We start from the raw sequence: 16,624 nt of genomic DNA on the forward strand, positions 1-16,624 counted from the left end.
TGCCCGTGAACGCCACCCCAACCCAGGAGCAACGACCCATGCAATCCACCCCGTTCGCGCGGCCCGCGCTGACCGCCGTGGCACTGGCCGCCCTGCTGGCGGGCTGCAGCTTCATTCCGACCTACGAGCGTCCGGCTGCGCCGGTGCCCGCCACCTTCGGCGCCTCCGCCGATGCGGCGGCCGCCAGCGCGCCGAAGGGCGCCGCCCGCGCGGCGGCCGACATCGACTGGAAGGAATACTTCACCGATCCGCGCCTGCAGTCGCTGATCGGCATCGCGCTGCAGAACAACCGCGACCTGCGCGTGTCGGTGCTGAACATCGAGCAGGCCCGCGCGCAGTTCCAGATCCAGCGCTCCGCACAGTTCCCGGCCGTGAGCGGCATCGCCAGCGGCACGCGGCAGCCGAGCTCGGTCACCGGCAAGTACGCCAACCAGTTCCAGGTCGGGCTGGGCGTATCGGCCTGGGAGCTGGACTTCTTCGGCCGCATCTCCAGCCTGAAGGAGCAGGCGCTGGCGCAGTACCTGGCCACCGAGGAAGCGCGCAAGGCCGCGCAGATCAGCCTGATCTCTTCCGTGGCCACGGCCTGGTTCAACCTGCAGGCCGACGAGGAGCTGCTCGGCATCTCCCGCCGCACGCTGGCAACCCGCGAGGAATCGGTGCAGCTGACGCGCCTGCGGCTGGAAAACGGCGTGAGCTCCGAGCTGGACAACAGCCAGGCCATCAGCCTGGCCGAAACCGCGCGGGCCACCTTCGCGCAGCAACGCCGCCAGCGCCTGCAGGATGAAAACACCCTGGCGCTGCTGCTGGGCCAGCCGGTGCCGGGCGAGATCCTCTCCAGCCTGGCCTCGGCACGCCTGGCCGACGCGGCCCCCATGCAGCCGCTGCCGGCGGGCCTGCCTTCGGACCTGCTGATCCGCCGCCCGGACATCCGCCAGGCCGAGGAGCAGCTGATCGCCGCCAACGCCAACATCGGCGCGGCGCGGGCCAACTTCTTCCCGCGCATCGCGCTCACCGCCAGCGTGGGCTCGGTCAGCGACGAACTCTCGGGCCTCTTCAAGAGCGGCACCTGGGCGTTCTCGCTGGCGCCGCAGCTCACCCTGCCGATCTTCGATGCCGGCCGCAACCAGGCCACCCTGGACGCCGCCCGCGTGGGCCGCGAGATCGCCGTGGCGCAGTACGAACGCTCGATCCAGTCGGCCTTCCGCGAGGTGGCCGATGCCCTGGCCGGCCAGGCCACGCTGCAGGACCAGCTGGGCGCGCTGCGCACGCAGGCCCGCGCCGACAACAAGCGCTTCGAGCTCTCCGACCTGCGCTACCGCAACGGCGTGGCGAGCTACCTGGACCTGCTGGACGCGCAGCGCTCGCTGTTCCTCACCGAGCAAAGCCTGGTGCAGGTGCAGCTGCTCTCGCTGCAGAACCAGGTGGCGCTCTACCGGGTTCTGGGCGGCGGCTGGACCGAAAAAGCACCGCAGCCGGCACCCGCTTCTTGATGTAGCGCAAGGGGGCGCGGGGGGCCGTTTTCCCCAGGGTTTCGCACGCAGGGCGACTCCTATAATGAAAAACACCCCCCCGACCACAGGCCCCCGAGCCCCCAAGAGGACGTCATGAGCGACACGCACGAAGAAGCGCACACCGGCCCCATCAAGAACCCACGCCAGTTGCTGGTGACGGTGCTTTTCTCCTTCGTGCTGCCGGTGTTCGCCATCATCGGGCTCGTCACTTTCGTGACCTCCGGCAACAAGCCGGCGCAGGGCGTGGCCAACCCCGAAAAAGCCGTGGCCGAACGCATCCAGAAGGTCGGCATGGTGGAGATCCGCGATGCCAACCGCCCGCTGCGCAGCGGCGAGGAAGTCTTCAAGGGCCAGTGCGCGGCCTGCCATGCCACCGGCGCTGCCGGCGCCCCCAAGCTGGGCGATGCGGCCGCCTGGGCTCCCCGCATCCAGCAAGGCTTCGAGACCCTGGTCCATTCGGCGCTCAAGGGCAAGGGCGCCATGGCGCCGCAGGGCGGCGGCGACTTCGACGACACCGAGATCGCCCGGGGCGTGGCCTACATGGCCAATGCGGCGGGCGCCAAGTTCGCCGAACCCAACCGGCCCGGCGCTGCCGAAGGCGGTGCGGCGGCGCCGGCAGAAGGCGCGGCCTCCGGTGCTGCGCCGGCTCCAGCGGCACCCGCTTCCGGGAGCTGACGCCTCAAGGGTGCGGTCTTCAATAGATCCGAAACGAAAAAGCCGGCTTGCACGCCGGCTTTTTTACGTCTGCGCCTGGCGCTGCGCAGGGCTGGGCACGAAGCCGTAGCGCTGCGGCAGATCGGCCGAGAGCACGTCCTGCGGCGTCCAGCGGCCCTGCTCGATGGCCTCGGCCACCAGCGGCACGTCCAGCGTGTGGACCAGGCCCAGCCCGGCGCTGCTGGCCAGATAGACGCGGCCGGCCTCGTCCAGCAGGCAGGTGCCGGCATCGGGCATGGCGAGACCCGTCTGGGCCACCGGAACGCTGCCCGCATCGTCGAGACGCCAGACGAGCGGCGTCGCCTCCAGCTCCACGTACACGCGCTGCGGCCCGTTCTGGAAGAACCAGCGGCCTTCGGCGTCGCACTCGTAGTTGCGGTGGATGAAGTCGATCAGCTTCTCGTGCAGCAGCCGCGCGCCCCGCGCCTGCGGGAACGGGCCCAGGGCCTGCGTGGCGTCGTCGCGCATGTACCAGTGGCCGCGCGCATCCAGGCCCAGCCAGCCGTAGCAATCGGGAACGTGGGACCACTTGGCGATGGCCTGTCTGACGATGTCATCCATGGGCCGATTCTGCAACGGCCGGCGGCGCGCCCGCGTAGGCGGCGGAGCCTTGCGCCGCCAGCCAGTCGGCCACGGCCTCGGGCATGCGCCGCACATGGCCGGGAAAAGCTCCGGCCGGAAAGCCCACATGGCCGCCACCTGCGGGCTGCCACAGGGTGACGTGCGAGCCCGCCTCCGCCGGCCCCGGCAGGCTGGCCGCCGGCACGAACGGATCGTTCAGCGCATTGAGCACCAGCGCCGGCACGCGGATGTCCGGCAGCACCGGCTTGGCCGAGGCGCGGCGCCAGTAGTCGTCGGCATCGGCGAAGCCGTGCAGGGGCGCGGTGAACACGTCGTCGAAGGCATGCAGGTCGCGCGCGGCCAGCAGCGCCTGGCGGTCGAAGAGGCCGGGATGCTGGGCGAGCTTGGCCAGCGCCTTGGGCACCATGGTGCGCAGGAAGATGCGCGTATAGACATGCCGGTTGAACCCGCGGCCGATGGCCGCGCCGCTGGCGGCCAGATCGATCGGCGCGCTCACCGAAGCGACGGCCGCCACCGTGCCCGCCGCCGCCCGCCCCGCCTCCCCGGCCCAGCGCATGAGGGCATTGCCGCCCAGCGACACGCCGACGGCCCAGACCGGCGCGGGTGGGTGCAGCGCCCCGTCGCCGCCGGCCTCCGGCTGCGCCAGGCGCCGTAGCATCCAGTCGATCTCGGCATGGTCGCCCGAATGGTAGGCGCGCGGCCCCTGGTTGAGCGGGCCGCTGCAGCCGCGGAAATGCGGCACTGCGAAGCGCCAGCCCCGCTGCCGCGCCACGTCGGCGAAGGCCTCTGCATAGTGGCTGCGGGACGATCCCTCCAGGCCGTGGAACAGCACCAGCAGCGGGCGCGGCCCCGCTGCATGCGGGCCCTGCAGGAAGTCCACCTCCACGAAGTCGCCGTCAGGCGTTGTCCAGCGCTCGCGCCGGTACTGCGGCCTCGGCCCCAGCGTGCGGCGCGAGAACACGGCGGGCCAGAGCGTCTGCGCATTTCCGCCGGGCAGCCAGGCGGGCGCTACGTAATCCATAGCATCCTGCGCAGGTAGTTCCTGGGCCTGCGACCCCAAAGCCTTGTGCAAGTCAGCGCACCTCACGCAATCCCGGCCGGCATGCGCTCAGTGCAGCACCGTGGCGGCGTGCCCTGCGCCGGGGCTCTGCACGCCCTGCGCTTCCCGCACGGTGCCCGGACTGGCGTGGTGCGCCACCAGGCGCCAGCCCTGCGCGGTCTTGTGATAGACGTTGGTGGCCTGCACGACGGCTTCGCGCGGGCCGTCGGGCAGCATCACCTCGACATGCTCGACCACGCTGTGCACCGCGCTGGCCAGCGCCAGCACGCGGTGGACCTGCGTGGGCCGCGCGCGCAGCGTGCCGTGCTCGAACATGGCGCTGAAGGCGGCGCGGATGGCGCCCGGCCCCAGCAGGCGCGGGCCGCCGGGGTGCACGCAGACGATCTCGTCGTCATCGGCCCAGCAGGCCATCAGCCGTTCGATGTCGCCGGCCTGCAGGGCCTCGTAGAAGGCGGCTTCGGTGTCATCGGGCGAGCCGCCGATGGTGGCGGCGCGCAGGGAAGATCGTGTCATGGCGGGGCTTCCGGGATACGTCGGGCAAGAAGGAAGGATGCGCGAAGGCGGCGAACGGCCGCATTGTCCGTGGCCCGGCGGGCCTTGTCACGGCGCGGGCCATGCGCGGGCGGGAGGCCCTGCCGCGCTGCAGGCACAATGCGGACTGCCCCGGTGGCCTTGGCAGTGTCGCCGGCTCGCGGCGCCGGGGCGGCATCACCATGAAACGTCTTCTCCTCCTGATCGGCCTGGCCCTTTCCCTCACGGGCTGCGGCTACAACGACTTCCAGCGGCTGGACGAACAGTCCAAGGCCGCATGGAGCGAGGTGCTGAACCAGTACCAGCGCCGCGCCGACCTAGTGCCCAACATCGTCGCCACAGTCAAAGGCGAGGCCGCCTTCGAGCAGGACACGCTGACCCGCGTGGTGGAGGCGCGCGCCAAGGCCACGTCGATCCAGGTCACGCCCGAAACGCTGAACAACCCCGAGGCCTTCAACAAGTTCCAGCAGGCGCAGGGCGAACTCTCCAGCGCGCTGTCGCGCCTGATGGTGGTGGCCGAGCGCTACCCCACCCTGCAGGCCAACCAGGGCTTCCGCGATCTGCGCGTGACGCTGGAAGGCACCGAGAACCGCATCACCGTGGCGCGCAACCGCTACATCCAGACCGTGCAGGAATACAACGTGCTGGCACGGAGCTTTCCGACCAACCTGACGGCCAAGGTCTTCGGCTACCCGCCCAAGCCCGCCTTCAGCGTGCAGAACGAGGCGCAGATCAGCACGCCGCCGGTCGTCGATTTCAACCGGCCCGCGGCATCGCGCCCCTGAGCCCGGCCCCGCCCTGCTGACCCAACCATCGAGTCCGATATGCCTCTGGCGCGCGCACTGCAAGCGCTGATAGCTATTGTTTTCATAGTGCTCGCACCCTGGCAGGCGGCGGCAGCACAGACGCTGCGCCCCGTGCCGGCCCTCACGGCGCGGGTGATCGACGAGACCGGCACCCTGCAGCCCGCCGACCGGCAGGCGCTCGAAGCGCGGCTGGCCGCCATCGAGCAGCGCAACGGCTCGCAGGTCGTCGTGCTCATGGTCCCGACCACGCGGCCCGAAGACCTCGCCGCCTACGCCAACCGCGTGGGCAACGACTGGAAGATCGGGCGGCGCGACGTGGGCGACGGCGTGCTGGTGCTGGTCGCGCTGCAGGACCGCCAGATGCGCATCGAGGTCGCCAAGGCGCTCGAAGGCGCCATCCCCGACATCGCCGCCGCGCGCATCATCGACGAGGCCATGAAGCCGCGCTTTCGCGAGAACGACTATGCCGGCGGCCTGATGGCGGCGGTGGACCAGATCGGCGCGCGCATCGCAGGCGAGGCCCTGCCGCCACCTGCGGTCGAGCAGCGCAAGGCAACCCCATCCCATCGCGACGGCTTCGACTGGACCGACCTCGCGGTGTTCCTCTTCTTCGGCGTGATGGTGGCCGGACCGCTGGCGCGCAGCCTCTTCGGCGGCCGGCTGGGCGGCCTGCTGCTGGGCGGCGGCGCGGGCGGGCTGGCCCTGCTGCTCACCTCCAGCGTGCTGGTCGCGGTGGTGGTGGGCGTGCTGGCGCTGCTATACACCTGGCTCTTCGCCGCCAAGGGCCTGCCCATCGTCTGGCACGGCGGCGGCGGCCCGGGCGGCTGGTCCGGGGGCTCATCTTCCGGCGGCAGCTGGGGCGGCTCCAGCGGCGGCGGTGGTGGTGGATTCAGCTCGGGCGGGGGCGGCAATTTCGGCGGGGGCGGAGCCTCCGGCGGCTGGTGACGCCAGTCAAGGCACATTGAGGCACGCGGCATGAATCACCCCATCCCACCCCGCGACGAGGCCGGCGCACCCACTGCGGGCGCGCACGCTCAGCCACCTCATCACGCCCAGGGTCACGACGGGCAGCGCCCGCCGCTGCTGCGCCGGCTGACGCGCCTCGTGCGGCACCGCTGGTCGGACGGCGCCGTGCGCAAGGCCATCCCCGCCGACCTGCTGGAGCGCCTGACGCGCCGCGTGGCGGCCAGCGAACGGCGCCACACCGGGCAGATCCGCCTGTGCATCGAAGGCGGCCTGCCCTGGTCCTACCTGCGGCGCGGCGCCTCGCCCCGCGAGCGGGCCGTCACCCTGTTCGGCAAGCTGCGGGTCTGGGACACGGAGCACAACAACGGCGTACTGATCTATCTGCTGCTGGCCGATCACGCGATAGAGATCGTGGCGGACCGCGCTCTGGCCCGCACCATCACGCCGCAGGCCTGGCATGCCTTCATCGCGCAGATGCGTGCGGCCTTCCGCGAAGAGCGCTACGAAGACGGGCTCACGCAGGCGCTCGCTGAAGTGTCCGCGCTGCTGGTGCAACACTTTCCCGCCGACGATTCGTCGGCGCCGCATGAAGGCGCGGCGGGCGCCAGCCCCGCCAACGAACTGCCCGACGCGCCCGTGCTGCTGCGCCACGGCCAGGACTAGCCCAACGGCTTTCTCCGCCGCCTGGGGGCTGCCCAACGCCCAATAAAAAAGCCGCCCGATGGGGCGGCTTTTTCTTTGTCGATACCGGGCGGCGGCGGGCAGCGCTTTCAGGCTCTGCACGCACACCCGGCTCGCGGGTACGGTCGTTCAGCGCTTCTGGCGGAAACGGCGCAGCGCAGCGATCTGAGCGGCCATCACGGCCAGTTCGGACTGGGCCTTGGCCAGGTCCAGATCGCTCTTGGCGTTCTTCAGGGCTTCTTCTGCGGCGGCGCGGGCGGCATTCGCCTTTTCGTCGTCCAGGTCCTTGCCGCGGATGGCGGTGTCGGACAGCACGGTCACACGGTCGGGCTGCACTTCCAGCAAGCCACCGGCCACGAAGACGAATTCCTCGTTGCCATCGGCCAGCTCGATGCGCACCGAACCCGGCTTGATGCGGGTGATGAGCGGCGTGTGCTTGGGCAGGATGCCCAGTTCGCCAGCCTCGCCCGGCAGCGCCACGAAGCGTGCCTCGCCGGAGAAGATGGACTCTTCGGCGCTGACGACATCGACGTGAATGGTGTTGGCCATGGATCGTTCCTAGGTTTGTTCAAGAAGGGGCTGTGGGGACACGGCAAGAGCCGCCATGAGGTGCACTGCCTGCGGCCACCGGCCATGCCCGAGGACATGGCGGCTGGACCACCGGTCAGCGCGCCCCGAGGGCGGCGCTTCAGTGGCCTCAGGCTGCCAGCTTCTTGGCCTTTTCGAAGGCTTCGTCGATCGTGCCGACCATGTAGAAGGCCTGCTCGGGCAGGTGGTCGCACTCGCCGGCCACGATCATCTTGAAGCCGCGGATGGTTTCCGACAGGGGCACGTACTTGCCGGGCGCGCCGGTGAACACTTCGGCCACGTGGAACGGCTGCGACAGGAAACGCTGGATCTTCCGGGCGCGGGCCACGGCCAGCTTGTCTTCGGGAGCCAGTTCGTCCATGCCCAGGATGGCGATGATGTCGCGCAGTTCCTTGTAGCGCTGCAGGGTGCCTTGCACGCCGCGGGCCACTTGGTAGTGCTCTTCGCCCACGACTTGCGGGTCCAGCTGGCGGCTGGTGGAGTCCAGGGGATCGACGGCGGGGTAGATACCCAGCGAAGCGATGTCACGCGACAGCACCACGGTGGAGTCCAAGTGGGCGAAGGTCGTGGCAGGCGACGGGTCGGTCAAGTCATCGGCAGGCACGTACACGGCCTGGATGGAGGTGATCGAGCCGACCTTGGTGGAGGTGATGCGCTCTTGCAGGCGGCCCATTTCCTCGGCCAGCGTAGGCTGGTAGCCCACGGCGGAAGGCATACGGCCCAGCAGAGCGGACACTTCGGTACCGGCCAGCGTGTAGCGGTAGATGTTGTCCACGAAGAACAGCACGTCGCGGCCTTCGTCACGGAAGGACTCGGCGATGGTCAGGCCGGTCAGGGCCACGCGCAGACGGTTGCCCGGGGGCTCGTTCATCTGGCCATAGACCATGGCGACCTTGGAGTCTTCGAGCTTCTCGAGGTTCACGACGCCGGAATCGGCCATTTCGTGATAGAAGTCGTTGCCTTCACGGGTACGTTCGCCCACACCAGCGAACACCGACAGACCGCTGTGGGCCTTGGCGATGTTGTTGATGAGTTCCATCATGTTCACGGTCTTGCCCACGCCGGCGCCACCGAACAGACCCACCTTGCCGCCCTTGGCGAACGGGCAAACCAGGTCGATCACCTTGATGCCGGTTTCGAGCAGTTCCTGCGAAGGCGACAGCTCGTCATAAGCGGGGGCCTTGCGGTGGATGGATGCCGTGAGGGACTGGTCCACGGGACCGCGCTCGTCGATGGGCGTGCCCAGCACGTCCATGATGCGGCCCAGGGTCGCCTTGCCCACGGGCACGCTGATGGGGTTGCCGGTGTTGGACACCATGATGCCGCGGCGCAGGCCGTCGGACGAGCCCAGCGCGATGGTACGCACCACGCCGTCGCCCAGCTGCTGCTGCACTTCCAGCGTCAGCGGGGAGCCTTCGAGCTTCAGGGCGTCGTAAACCTTGGGCATCTGGTCACGGGGGAACTCCACGTCCACCACGGCACCGATACATTGAACAATCTTGCCTTGCACTTGAGCCATTTGTTGCTCCAAAAATGTTTGTCTGTCGAGCTGCTTACACAGCGGCGGCACCGGCCACGATCTCGGACAGTTCCTTCGTGATCGCTGCCTGGCGCGTCTTGTTGTAGACCAGCTTCAACTCGCCGATGACGCTGCCAGCGTTGTCGGTGGCGGCCTTCATGGCAACCATCCGGGCGGATTGCTCGGACGCCATGTTTTCTGCCACGGCCTGATAGATCAGCGATTCGACGTAGCGAACCAGCAGCTCATCGATGACGCTCTGCGCATCGGGCTCGTAGATGTAATCCCAGCCGTGCTCGGTGGAGTCCGACTGCATCTGCTCGGAAGACAGGGGGAGCAGACGCTCCACCACCGACTCCTGCTTCATGGTGTTGATGAACTTGGTGTAGCACAGGTACACCGCGTTGATCTTGCCTTCGGCATAAGCGTCCAGCAGCACCTTGACGGGGCCGATCAGCTTGTCGAGATGCGGCGTATCGCCCAGCCCGGTGACATGGGAAACCACCTTGGCGCCGACACGGTTCAGGAAGCCCAGACCCTTGTTGCCGATGGCCACGGCCTCGGCGGACACGCCAGCGGACTGCAGTTCGCGCAACTGGGTCGTCACGGCGCGCAGCACGTTGGTGTTCATGCCGCCGCAGAGGCCCTTGTCGGTGGTCACCACGATCATGCCGGCGACCTTGGCTTCCGTGTTCTCCTTCATGAAAGGATGCACGTATTCCGGGTTGGCCTTGCCGAGGTTGGCCGCGATGTTGCGGATCTTGTCGCTGTAGGGACGGGCAGCGCGCATCCGGTCCTGCGCCTTGCGCATCTTGGATGCGGCCACCATTTCCATGGCCTTGGTGATCTTCTTGGTGTTCTCCACCGATTTGATCTTGCCGCGTATTTCCTTGCCTGCTGCCATGAGGTTTCCTCGTCCGGTTTAGGCGAACGACTTCTTGAACGCGGTAACGGCAGCCGACATCTCGGCTTCAGCATCCTTGTCCATCGCCTTGGCCTGCTCCAGCTTGGCGAGCAAAGCGCCATGGCTGGTCTTCAGGAACTGGTGCAGACCGTGTTCGAACTCGAGCACTTTCTTCACTTCGATGTCGTCCATGAAGCCCTTGTTCACCGCGAACAGCGTGGCACCCATCAGCGAGATGGGCAGCGGGCTGTACTGGGCTTGCTTGAGCAGTTCGGTCACGCGGGCACCGCGGTCCAGCTGCTTGCGGGTGGCTTCGTCCAGGTCGGAGGCGAACTGCGCGAACGCAGCCAGCTCACGGTACTGGGCCAGGTCGGTACGGATACCGCCGGACAGGCTCTTGATGATCTTGGTCTGGGCTGCACCACCGACGCGCGACACCGAGATACCGGCGTTGATGGCGGGGCGGATACCGGCGTTGAACAGGCTGGTTTCCAGGAAGATCTGGCCGTCCGTGATCGAGATCACGTTGGTCGGAACGAAGGCGGACACGTCGCCGGCTTGCGTTTCGATGATCGGCAGAGCCGTCAGCGAACCGGTCTTGCCCTTGACTTCACCCTTGGTGAAGGCTTCGACGTAGTCGGCGTTCACGCGGGCGGCACGCTCCAGCAGGCGGCTGTGGAGATAGAACACGTCGCCGGGGTAGGCTTCGCGGCCTGGCGGGCGGCGCAGCAGCAGCGAGACCTGGCGGTAGGCCACGGCTTGCTTGGACAGGTCGTCATAGACGATCAGGGCGTCTTCGCCGCGGTCGCGGAAGTATTCGCCCATCGTGCAGCCGGAGTAGGCCGACACGTACTGCATGGCAGCCGATTCGGAGGCCGATGCGGCCACCACGATCGTGTATTCCATCGCGCCGGCTTGCTCGAGGGCACGCACGACGTTCTTGATGGAGGAAGCCTTCTGGCCGATGGCGACGTAGATACACGTCACGCCCTGGCCCTTCTGGGCGATGATGGCGTCGATAGCGACGGCCGTCTTGCCGGTCTGGCGGTCACCGATGATCAGCTCGCGCTGGCCACGGCCCACGGGCACCATCGCGTCGATGGACTTGATACCGGTCTGCAGCGGCTGGTCCACGGACTTCCGTGCGATCACGCCGGGAGCGACCTTTTCGATCACGTCGGTCAGCTTGGCGTTGATCGGGCCCTTGCCGTCGATCGGCTGGCCCAGGGCGTTCACCACGCGGCCCACCAGTTCGGGGCCCACGGGCACTTCCAGGATGCGGCCCGTGCACTTGACGGTGTCGCCTTCGGAGATGTGCTCGTACTCGCCCAGAATCACGGCGCCGACGGAGTCGCGCTCGAGGTTCAGCGCCAGGCCGTAGGAGGGCTGGCCGTCCTTGGTGGCGGGGAACTCGAGCATTTCGCCCTGCATCACGTCGGACAGGCCATGCACGCGCACGATACCGTCCGACACCGACACCACGGTGCCCTGGTTGCGGATGTCGCTGCTCGCTGCCAGACCTTCGATGCGGCTCTTGATCAGTTCAGAAATTTCTGCGGGATTGAGTTGCATGACTCTTTCCTTCTTTCTTTGGTTAGCCTAGACCTCAAGCCGCTTACGCAGTGAGGGCCGCTTTCATTTGTTCCAGACGGGCTTTGACGGAGGTGTCCAGCACCTCGTCACCCACCACTACGCGAATGCCGCCGATCAGGGACTCATCCAGCTGGACCGAGGCGACACTCAGCTTGCGGCCGAAGCGCTTTTCCAGCGCTGCATCCAGGCCTGCCAGCGCGTCGGCATCCAGCGGGAAAGCGCTGTACACGACGGCATCGGAAGAACCGTTGCGCTGATTGACCAGCGCGCGAAACTGCGCCGCCACTTCGGGCAGGGCGTCCACACGGCCGTTGTCGATGACCACGCGCAGGAAGTTGCGGGCGGCATCGGACAGCGGGCTGCGCACCACACCCGCGATGACGTCGAACACTTGGTCGTCCGTCACCTTGGGGTTGTCTGCGAGCTGGCGCAGTTGCGGGTTGGCGGCGATCGCCGCCACTTCTTCCACCCAGGCCACGGTACCGCTCAGGTCGGCACCGGACGTGGAGGAAGTGCAGGCCTTGAAGAGCGCTTCCGCGTAGGGGCGGGCAATGGTGGCGAGTTCTGCCATGGTTGCGCGCTCCTTACAGCTCGGTCTTCAGGCGATTCAGCAGATCAGCATGGACGCCGGCATTGACTTCCTTGCGGAGGATCTGCTCGGCACCCTTCACGGCCAGGGTCGCCACCTGCTCGCGCAGGGCTTCGCGGGCCTGGATGGTTTGCTGCTCGGCGTCGGCACGGGCGGCGGCAAGGATCTTGTTGCCTTCTTCCGTGGCCCGGGCCTTGGCTTCTTCGATGATGGCCTGAGCGCGGCGGTCGGCGTCCGCGATCCGCGATGCCGTCTCGTTGCGCGTCTGGGCCAGTTCCTTCTCCACGCGCTGGTTCACAGCGGTGAGCTCGGACTTGGCGCGGTCGGCGGCAGCGAGGCCATCGGCGATTTTCTGGGCTCGCTCATCCAGCGCCTTCGCGATCGGGGGCCACACGAACTTCATCGTGAACAGCACCAGGATCAGGAAGACGATGGCCTGAACGAACAGGGTCGCGTTGATACTCACGGCAACACCTTTCTATTTGGGCGTTGAACGGAGCTTAGGCCAGGACGAAGGGGTTGGCGAAAGCGAACAGCAGGGCGATGGCCACGCCGATCAGGAAGGCAGCGTCGATCAGACCGGCCAAGATGAACATCTTGGTTTGCAGTTCGTTGATCAGTTCGGGCTGGCGAGCGGAAGCTTCGAGGAACTTGCCACCCATCAGAGCGATACCGATCGAAGCGCCGATAGCGCCCAGACCCACGATCAGACCACAAGCCAGAGCGACGAGACCGAGAATGTTTTCCATGATGACTCCTAGGATGAAAAGAAAGAAAAGTTAAAGGAAAGAGAAAGAGACAAACGACTCAGTGAGCGTCATGAGCCTGGCCGAGGTAAATCAGCGCAAGCATCATGAAGATGAAGGCCTGCAGGGTGATCACCAGGATGTGGAAGATCGCCCAGATAGAGCCTGCAATGATGTGCCCCAGGGGGAGCAACACACCGGAAAGCGACATGGCAGCAGCACCGCCCATCAGGGCAATCAGCATGAACACCAACTCACCAGCGTACATGTTGCCGAACAGCCGCATACCGTGCGAAACCGTCTTGGCAACGTATTCAATGATCTGCATGAGCAGATTGACCACGCCCAGGATCACGGCGAGGACAGGATTCTTGCTGGTACCGAACGGGGCGGTGACCAGTTCGTGGGCCCAGCCGCCCAGGCCCTTGATCTTGACGCTGTAGTACAGGCACAGGATCAGCACGGCGAAGGACAGGCCCAGCGTGGTGGACAGATCGGCGGTGGGCACGACGCGCAGATAGGCGTGGTGCGGATCGTGGCCGGCGGCGCCGTAGATCTGGCCCCAGATGGCGGGCAGCAGATCGACCGGCAGCATGTCCATGGCGTTCATCAGGAAGATCCAGACGAAGATGGTCAGCGCCAGCGGGGCAATGAACTTGCGGCTTTCGGCGTTGTGGATGTTGGCCTTGGCCTGGTTGTCCGCCATTTCGACCAGGATTTCCACGGCGGCCTGGAAGCGGCCGGGCACGCCAGACGTCGCCTTGCGGGCGGCGAGCCAGAAAACGAACAGGGCCAGACAACCGAGAACCAAACCCACGATGACGGAGTCGTAGTTCACCACAGAGAAATCGACGATGGACTTCTGCTTGATGTTCTGGAGATGCTGCAAGTGGTGAACGATGTATTCACTGGCAGTCGGGGCGTGCGCTTCTGCGGCCATCGGACAACTCTTCTCTCAAATATCAACCGGTTTGCGGACACCGGGCCGCACCATGAGTGCGATCCAGTACGTTTTCATCGTCACCACCATGCTGACCAGCAAAGCCAGCCAGCTGAGCCCCGGCACCAGCCGCGGCGCCGCCGCCAGCATGGCGACGGTCAATGCAATCTTCACCAACTCCCAGCCGAACATGCCGACCAGCGCAGCGCCTGCGGACACCCGCTGGCGCACCATGCCCCGCGCGAACAAGGCTGCCGGAACGACGACGGCCAACGCGCCATAGGCGGCCGACCATGCCACATGAGACCTGCCGGACACCAGCCACGCCACCAGGGCCACGGCCAGACCGACCAGCGCCTGCAGGAACACTATCCGCCAGATGGACACCGGAGGATTGCGCTGCCGCCACTGCTGCGCCTCGAGGGCGGTCAGGGGCTTGAACTTGGCGCCATCAACCTCAGCTTCGGTTTCGGGAGCGTTTGTTTTCATCTTTGATTGGCGCCCGAGCTGGAGACTGAAACTTTTTACAAAGCCCCTGATTATAAGTAGAAACCCACGCAGGTCCGCAATGCCCCGCGATGCTGATGCCTGCCCGGCTGCGCCGGGCCATCCGGCGGGCGCACACGGCTTGCATGGCAGGCCGGCATTGTCTCCCGCCATGCGCCCGGGCACGGTAACCCGCGTGACCATGACAGCTCCGCATGGTGACGCGTCACGCCGTCGGCTGCCGCACAATCCCCCTGCCATGCAGGGCCTTTGCCGTCCTGCCGTTCCCTTGCGCGCCTGCAGAACACCTTTCGATATGACCCAGCCCTCCAACCCACCCGCAACCGCCAGCACTCCTGCCGCAGACGCCGCCCCCGGCGACAGCCGCAAGGACTCGCTGATCGAATACCCCTCGCAGTTCCCGATCAAGGTCATGGGCCAGAAGGTCGATGGCTTCGTGCATGCGGTGACCGAGACGGCCAAGCGCTTCGACCCCTACTTCGACGCATCCACCATCGAGCTGCGCGACAGCCGGGCCGGCAACTACCTGGGCGTCACCATCACCGTGACGGCGACGAGCCGCGAGCAGCTCGACGACCTGTACCGCGCGCTCTCGTCGCACCCCATGGTCAAGGTGGTGCTCTGACCGACGCCGCCAGCCCCCAGGCCCCGGCACCCATGCCCATGGAGCTGCGCCGGCTCGGCCGCGTCGATTACCACGCGACGCTGGAGGCCATGCAGCGCTTCACCGAGGAGCGCGACGGCAGCACGCCCGATACGCTATGGATTTGCGAGCACCCTGCGCTCTATACGCAAGGGCTGGCCGGCAAATCCGGCCATGTGCTGGCGCCTGCGGACATCCCCGTCGTCGCCACGAACCGCGGCGGCCAGGTGACCTTCCACGGCCCTGGCCAGGTCGTCGCCTATCCGCTGATCGACCTGCGGCGCGCGGGCTATTTCGTCAAGGAATACGTCTATCGCATCGAAGAGGCCGTCATCCGCACCCTGGCCCACTTTGGCGTGACGGGCCACCGCGTGGCCGGAGCGCCCGGCATCTACGTGCGGCTGGACGACCCGGCCAGCCATGCCCTGCTGCCGCAGCGGCCCCAGCACGCCGGCGCCCCGGGCGCCGCGGCCGGGCCCGACTTCACCGGCCTGGGCAAGATCGCCGCGCTGGGCATCAAGGTGACCCGGCACTGCACCTATCACGGCGTCGCGCTGAACGTGGACATGGACCTGGAGCCCTTCTCGCGTATCAACCCTTGCGGCTACGCGGGCCTGGCCACGGTGGACCTTTCTACAATCGGGGTCCAAACCACCTGGGACGAAGCCGCCGCCGTGCTGGCGGGGCAGCTTGCCACGCGCCTCGCGCCCTGATCTCCAAGACCTGCCATGAGCACTCCCGAAGTCGTGCGCGAAGCGCAATCCTCTGCCACCTACAACCCGCTGGCCAAGCAGAAGGCCGCGGCCAAGCTGTCGCGCATCCCGATCAAGGTGGAGCAGGGCGAGGCGCTCAAGAAGCCGGAATGGATCCGCGTGAAGGCGGGCTCGCCCACCACGCGCTTCTACGAGATCAAGGAGATCCTGCGCGAGCACAAGCTGCACACGGTCTGCGAGGAAGCCTCCTGCCCCAACATCGGCGAATGCTTCGGCAAGGGCACGGCCACGTTCATGATCATGGGCGACAAGTGCACGCGCCGCTGCCCGTTCTGCGACGTGGGCCACGGCCGCCCGGACCCGCTCGACAAGGACGAGCCGCTGAACCTGGCCCGCACCATCGCCGCGCTGCGCCTGAAGTACGTGGTCATCACCAGCGTGGACCGCGACGACCTGCGCGACGGCGGCAGCGGCCACTTCGTGGAATGCATCCAGAACATCCGCGAGCTTTCGCCCCAGACGCAGATCGAGATCCTGGTGCCCGACTTCCGCGGCCGCGACGACCGCGCGCTGGAGATCCTCAAGGCCGCGCCGCCCGACGTGATGAACCACAACCTGGAAACCGCGCCGCGCCTCTACAAGGAAGCGCGCCCGGGCTCCGACTACCAGTTCAGCCTGAACCTGCTCAAGAAGTTCAAGGCACTGCACCCCGGCGTGCCGACCAAGAGCGGCATCATGGTGGGCCTGGGCGAGACCGACGAGGAGATCCTGCAGGTCATGCGCGACATGCGCGCGCACGACATCGACATGCTGACCATCGGCCAGTACCTGGCGCCCTCCAACAGCCACCTGCCCGTGCGCCGCTACGTGCACCCCGACACCTTCAAGATGTACGAGGAAGAGGCCTACAAGATGGGCTTCACCCACGCCGCCGTGGGCGCGATGGTGCGCTCGAGCTACCACGCCGACCAGCAGGCGCATGCTGCCGGCGTCACCGCAGCCTGACCAGCGCAACGCCGGGGAGCGGGCCC

General features: G+C 67.2%; 20 protein-coding genes. 8 read left to right on the forward strand and 12 right to left on the reverse strand.

The features are described from left to right. The first annotated feature begins 38 nt into the window (after nucleotides 1-38). Nucleotides 39-1,490, forward strand: coding sequence for an efflux transporter outer membrane subunit (locus BM070_RS19175; RefSeq protein ID WP_092940948.1), 1,452 nt, complete (start codon nucleotides 39-41; stop codon nucleotides 1,488-1,490). A 114-nt stretch (nucleotides 1,491-1,604) separates the two neighbouring features. After that, the gene (locus BM070_RS19180; RefSeq protein ID WP_092940949.1) at nucleotides 1,605-2,186 is read left to right on the forward strand and encodes a c-type cytochrome; all 582 of its coding nucleotides are present in this window, start codon (nucleotides 1,605-1,607) and stop codon (nucleotides 2,184-2,186) included. A gap of 63 nt (nucleotides 2,187-2,249) precedes the next feature. Here BM070_RS19180 and BM070_RS19185 read toward each other — a convergent pair whose 3' ends face one another. The 3 genes from BM070_RS19185 to BM070_RS19195 form a co-directional block, all read right to left on the reverse strand. After that, nucleotides 2,250-2,786: a DUF2946 family protein gene (locus BM070_RS19185; protein WP_092940950.1), complete on the reverse strand. Its 537-nt coding sequence runs from the start codon at nucleotides 2,784-2,786 to the stop codon at nucleotides 2,250-2,252. After that, nucleotides 2,779-3,828, reverse strand: a complete 1,050-nt coding sequence (locus tag BM070_RS19190; RefSeq protein WP_092940951.1) for a YheT family hydrolase — start codon at nucleotides 3,826-3,828, stop codon at nucleotides 2,779-2,781. The genes BM070_RS19185 and BM070_RS19190 overlap by 8 nt, the downstream gene beginning before the upstream one ends. A gap of 87 nt (nucleotides 3,829-3,915) precedes the next feature. Further along, a complete protein-coding gene (locus BM070_RS19195; protein ID WP_092940952.1) occupies nucleotides 3,916-4,380 on the reverse strand; it encodes a YybH family protein in 465 nt (154 codons plus the stop codon). A gap of 200 nt (nucleotides 4,381-4,580) precedes the next feature. On the opposite strand from BM070_RS19195, the gene BM070_RS19200 reads away from it, so the two are divergent. From BM070_RS19200 to BM070_RS19210, 3 genes are read left to right on the forward strand one after another with little or no spacing between them, the layout of a single operon-like run. Further along, nucleotides 4,581-5,183 (forward strand): LemA family protein, encoded by a 603-nt coding sequence (locus BM070_RS19200; protein ID WP_092940953.1) that lies wholly within the window; start codon nucleotides 4,581-4,583, stop codon nucleotides 5,181-5,183. A 39-nt stretch (nucleotides 5,184-5,222) separates the two neighbouring features. Then, nucleotides 5,223-6,149 carry a TPM domain-containing protein gene (locus BM070_RS19205; protein ID WP_092940954.1) on the forward strand — a complete coding sequence of 309 codons (927 nt, stop codon included), beginning with the start codon at nucleotides 5,223-5,225 and terminating at the stop codon, nucleotides 6,147-6,149. 30 nt (nucleotides 6,150-6,179) lie between these two features. Beyond that, entirely contained in the window at nucleotides 6,180-6,833 is a 654-nt protein-coding gene (locus BM070_RS19210) for a TPM domain-containing protein (RefSeq protein WP_092940955.1), read from the forward strand. 147 nt (nucleotides 6,834-6,980) lie between these two features. Here the strand turns inward: BM070_RS19210 and BM070_RS19215 are convergent, their stop codons facing one another. The 9 genes from BM070_RS19215 to BM070_RS19255 form a co-directional block, all read right to left on the reverse strand. Continuing rightward, nucleotides 6,981-7,400: a F0F1 ATP synthase subunit epsilon gene (locus BM070_RS19215; RefSeq protein WP_092940956.1), complete on the reverse strand. Its 420-nt coding sequence runs from the start codon at nucleotides 7,398-7,400 to the stop codon at nucleotides 6,981-6,983. 148 nt (nucleotides 7,401-7,548) lie between these two features. Continuing rightward, complete coding sequence (gene atpD / locus BM070_RS19220) at nucleotides 7,549-8,958, reverse strand: F0F1 ATP synthase subunit beta (RefSeq protein WP_092940957.1); 1,410 nt, start codon at nucleotides 8,956-8,958, stop codon at nucleotides 7,549-7,551. Nucleotides 8,959-8,992: 34 nt separating this feature from the next. Continuing rightward, a complete protein-coding gene (atpG, locus tag BM070_RS19225; protein WP_092940958.1) occupies nucleotides 8,993-9,862 on the reverse strand; it encodes a F0F1 ATP synthase subunit gamma in 870 nt (289 codons plus the stop codon). Nucleotides 9,863-9,880: 18 nt separating this feature from the next. Beyond that, nucleotides 9,881-11,434, reverse strand: a complete 1,554-nt coding sequence (atpA, locus tag BM070_RS19230) for a F0F1 ATP synthase subunit alpha (RefSeq protein WP_092940959.1) — start codon at nucleotides 11,432-11,434, stop codon at nucleotides 9,881-9,883. Nucleotides 11,435-11,477: 43 nt separating this feature from the next. After that, a complete protein-coding gene (locus tag BM070_RS19235; RefSeq protein ID WP_092940960.1) occupies nucleotides 11,478-12,026 on the reverse strand; it encodes a F0F1 ATP synthase subunit delta in 549 nt (182 codons plus the stop codon). A 13-nt stretch (nucleotides 12,027-12,039) separates the two neighbouring features. Continuing rightward, nucleotides 12,040-12,510, reverse strand: a complete 471-nt coding sequence (locus BM070_RS19240) for a F0F1 ATP synthase subunit B (protein ID WP_092940961.1) — start codon at nucleotides 12,508-12,510, stop codon at nucleotides 12,040-12,042. A gap of 34 nt (nucleotides 12,511-12,544) precedes the next feature. Then, entirely contained in the window at nucleotides 12,545-12,793 is a 249-nt protein-coding gene (gene atpE / locus BM070_RS19245) for a F0F1 ATP synthase subunit C (protein ID WP_091458130.1), read from the reverse strand. Nucleotides 12,794-12,851: 58 nt separating this feature from the next. After that, a complete protein-coding gene (gene atpB, locus BM070_RS19250) occupies nucleotides 12,852-13,730 on the reverse strand; it encodes a F0F1 ATP synthase subunit A (protein WP_092940962.1) in 879 nt (292 codons plus the stop codon). Nucleotides 13,731-13,745: 15 nt separating this feature from the next. Beyond that, entirely contained in the window at nucleotides 13,746-14,219 is a 474-nt protein-coding gene (locus BM070_RS19255; RefSeq protein ID WP_092940963.1) for an ATP synthase subunit I, read from the reverse strand. A 313-nt stretch (nucleotides 14,220-14,532) separates the two neighbouring features. On the opposite strand from BM070_RS19255, the gene BM070_RS19260 reads away from it, so the two are divergent. Genes BM070_RS19260 through lipA form a run of 3 tightly spaced genes read left to right on the forward strand, consistent with a single transcriptional unit; the run spans nucleotide 14,533 to nucleotide 16,598 of the window. Continuing rightward, nucleotides 14,533-14,862, forward strand: a complete 330-nt coding sequence (locus BM070_RS19260; RefSeq protein ID WP_175518552.1) for a YbeD family protein — start codon at nucleotides 14,533-14,535, stop codon at nucleotides 14,860-14,862. Nucleotides 14,863-14,900: 38 nt separating this feature from the next. After that, entirely contained in the window at nucleotides 14,901-15,593 is a 693-nt protein-coding gene (gene lipB, locus BM070_RS19265; protein WP_092940997.1) for a lipoyl(octanoyl) transferase LipB, read from the forward strand. A 15-nt stretch (nucleotides 15,594-15,608) separates the two neighbouring features. Next, nucleotides 15,609-16,598 (forward strand): lipoyl synthase, encoded by a 990-nt coding sequence (gene lipA, locus BM070_RS19270; protein ID WP_092940964.1) that lies wholly within the window; start codon nucleotides 15,609-15,611, stop codon nucleotides 16,596-16,598. Nucleotides 16,599-16,624 lie beyond the last annotated feature (26 nt).

This window comes from Paracidovorax wautersii, from assembly GCF_900113035.1.
Classification (GTDB): Bacteria; Pseudomonadota; Gammaproteobacteria; order Burkholderiales; family Burkholderiaceae_C; genus Paracidovorax; species Paracidovorax wautersii.

What these genes read in the sequence shown, in the direction of transcription:
- BM070_RS19185 (WP_092940950.1), bottom strand. Translation starts at nt 2,786, where the DNA reads ATGGATGACATCGTCAGACAGGCCATCGCCAAGTGGTCCCACGTTCCC.
- BM070_RS19255 (WP_092940963.1), bottom strand. Translation starts at nt 14,219, where the DNA reads ATGAAAACAAACGCTCCCGAAACCGAAGCTGAGGTTGATGGCGCCAAG.
- BM070_RS19205 (WP_092940954.1), top strand. Translation starts at nt 5,223, where the DNA reads ATGCCTCTGGCGCGCGCACTGCAAGCGCTGATAGCTATTGTTTTCATA.
- lipB (WP_092940997.1), top strand. Translation starts at nt 14,901, where the DNA reads ATGGAGCTGCGCCGGCTCGGCCGCGTCGATTACCACGCGACGCTGGAG.
- atpD (WP_092940957.1), bottom strand. Translation starts at nt 8,958, where the DNA reads ATGGCTCAAGTGCAAGGCAAGATTGTTCAATGTATCGGTGCCGTGGTG.
- BM070_RS19235 (WP_092940960.1), bottom strand. Translation starts at nt 12,026, where the DNA reads ATGGCAGAACTCGCCACCATTGCCCGCCCCTACGCGGAAGCGCTCTTC.
- BM070_RS19215 (WP_092940956.1), bottom strand. Translation starts at nt 7,400, where the DNA reads ATGGCCAACACCATTCACGTCGATGTCGTCAGCGCCGAAGAGTCCATC.
- BM070_RS19195 (WP_092940952.1), bottom strand. Translation starts at nt 4,380, where the DNA reads ATGACACGATCTTCCCTGCGCGCCGCCACCATCGGCGGCTCGCCCGAT.
- BM070_RS19200 (WP_092940953.1), top strand. Translation starts at nt 4,581, where the DNA reads ATGAAACGTCTTCTCCTCCTGATCGGCCTGGCCCTTTCCCTCACGGGC.
- BM070_RS19260 (WP_175518552.1), top strand. Translation starts at nt 14,533, where the DNA reads ATGACCCAGCCCTCCAACCCACCCGCAACCGCCAGCACTCCTGCCGCA.
- BM070_RS19210 (WP_092940955.1), top strand. Translation starts at nt 6,180, where the DNA reads ATGAATCACCCCATCCCACCCCGCGACGAGGCCGGCGCACCCACTGCG.
- lipA (WP_092940964.1), top strand. Translation starts at nt 15,609, where the DNA reads ATGAGCACTCCCGAAGTCGTGCGCGAAGCGCAATCCTCTGCCACCTAC.
- BM070_RS19180 (WP_092940949.1), top strand. Translation starts at nt 1,605, where the DNA reads ATGAGCGACACGCACGAAGAAGCGCACACCGGCCCCATCAAGAACCCA.
- atpA (WP_092940959.1), bottom strand. Translation starts at nt 11,434, where the DNA reads ATGCAACTCAATCCCGCAGAAATTTCTGAACTGATCAAGAGCCGCATC.
- BM070_RS19190 (WP_092940951.1), bottom strand. Translation starts at nt 3,828, where the DNA reads ATGGATTACGTAGCGCCCGCCTGGCTGCCCGGCGGAAATGCGCAGACG.
- BM070_RS19175 (WP_092940948.1), top strand. Translation starts at nt 39, where the DNA reads ATGCAATCCACCCCGTTCGCGCGGCCCGCGCTGACCGCCGTGGCACTG.
- atpE (WP_091458130.1), bottom strand. Translation starts at nt 12,793, where the DNA reads ATGGAAAACATTCTCGGTCTCGTCGCTCTGGCTTGTGGTCTGATCGTG.
- atpG (WP_092940958.1), bottom strand. Translation starts at nt 9,862, where the DNA reads ATGGCAGCAGGCAAGGAAATACGCGGCAAGATCAAATCGGTGGAGAAC.
- atpB (WP_092940962.1), bottom strand. Translation starts at nt 13,730, where the DNA reads ATGGCCGCAGAAGCGCACGCCCCGACTGCCAGTGAATACATCGTTCAC.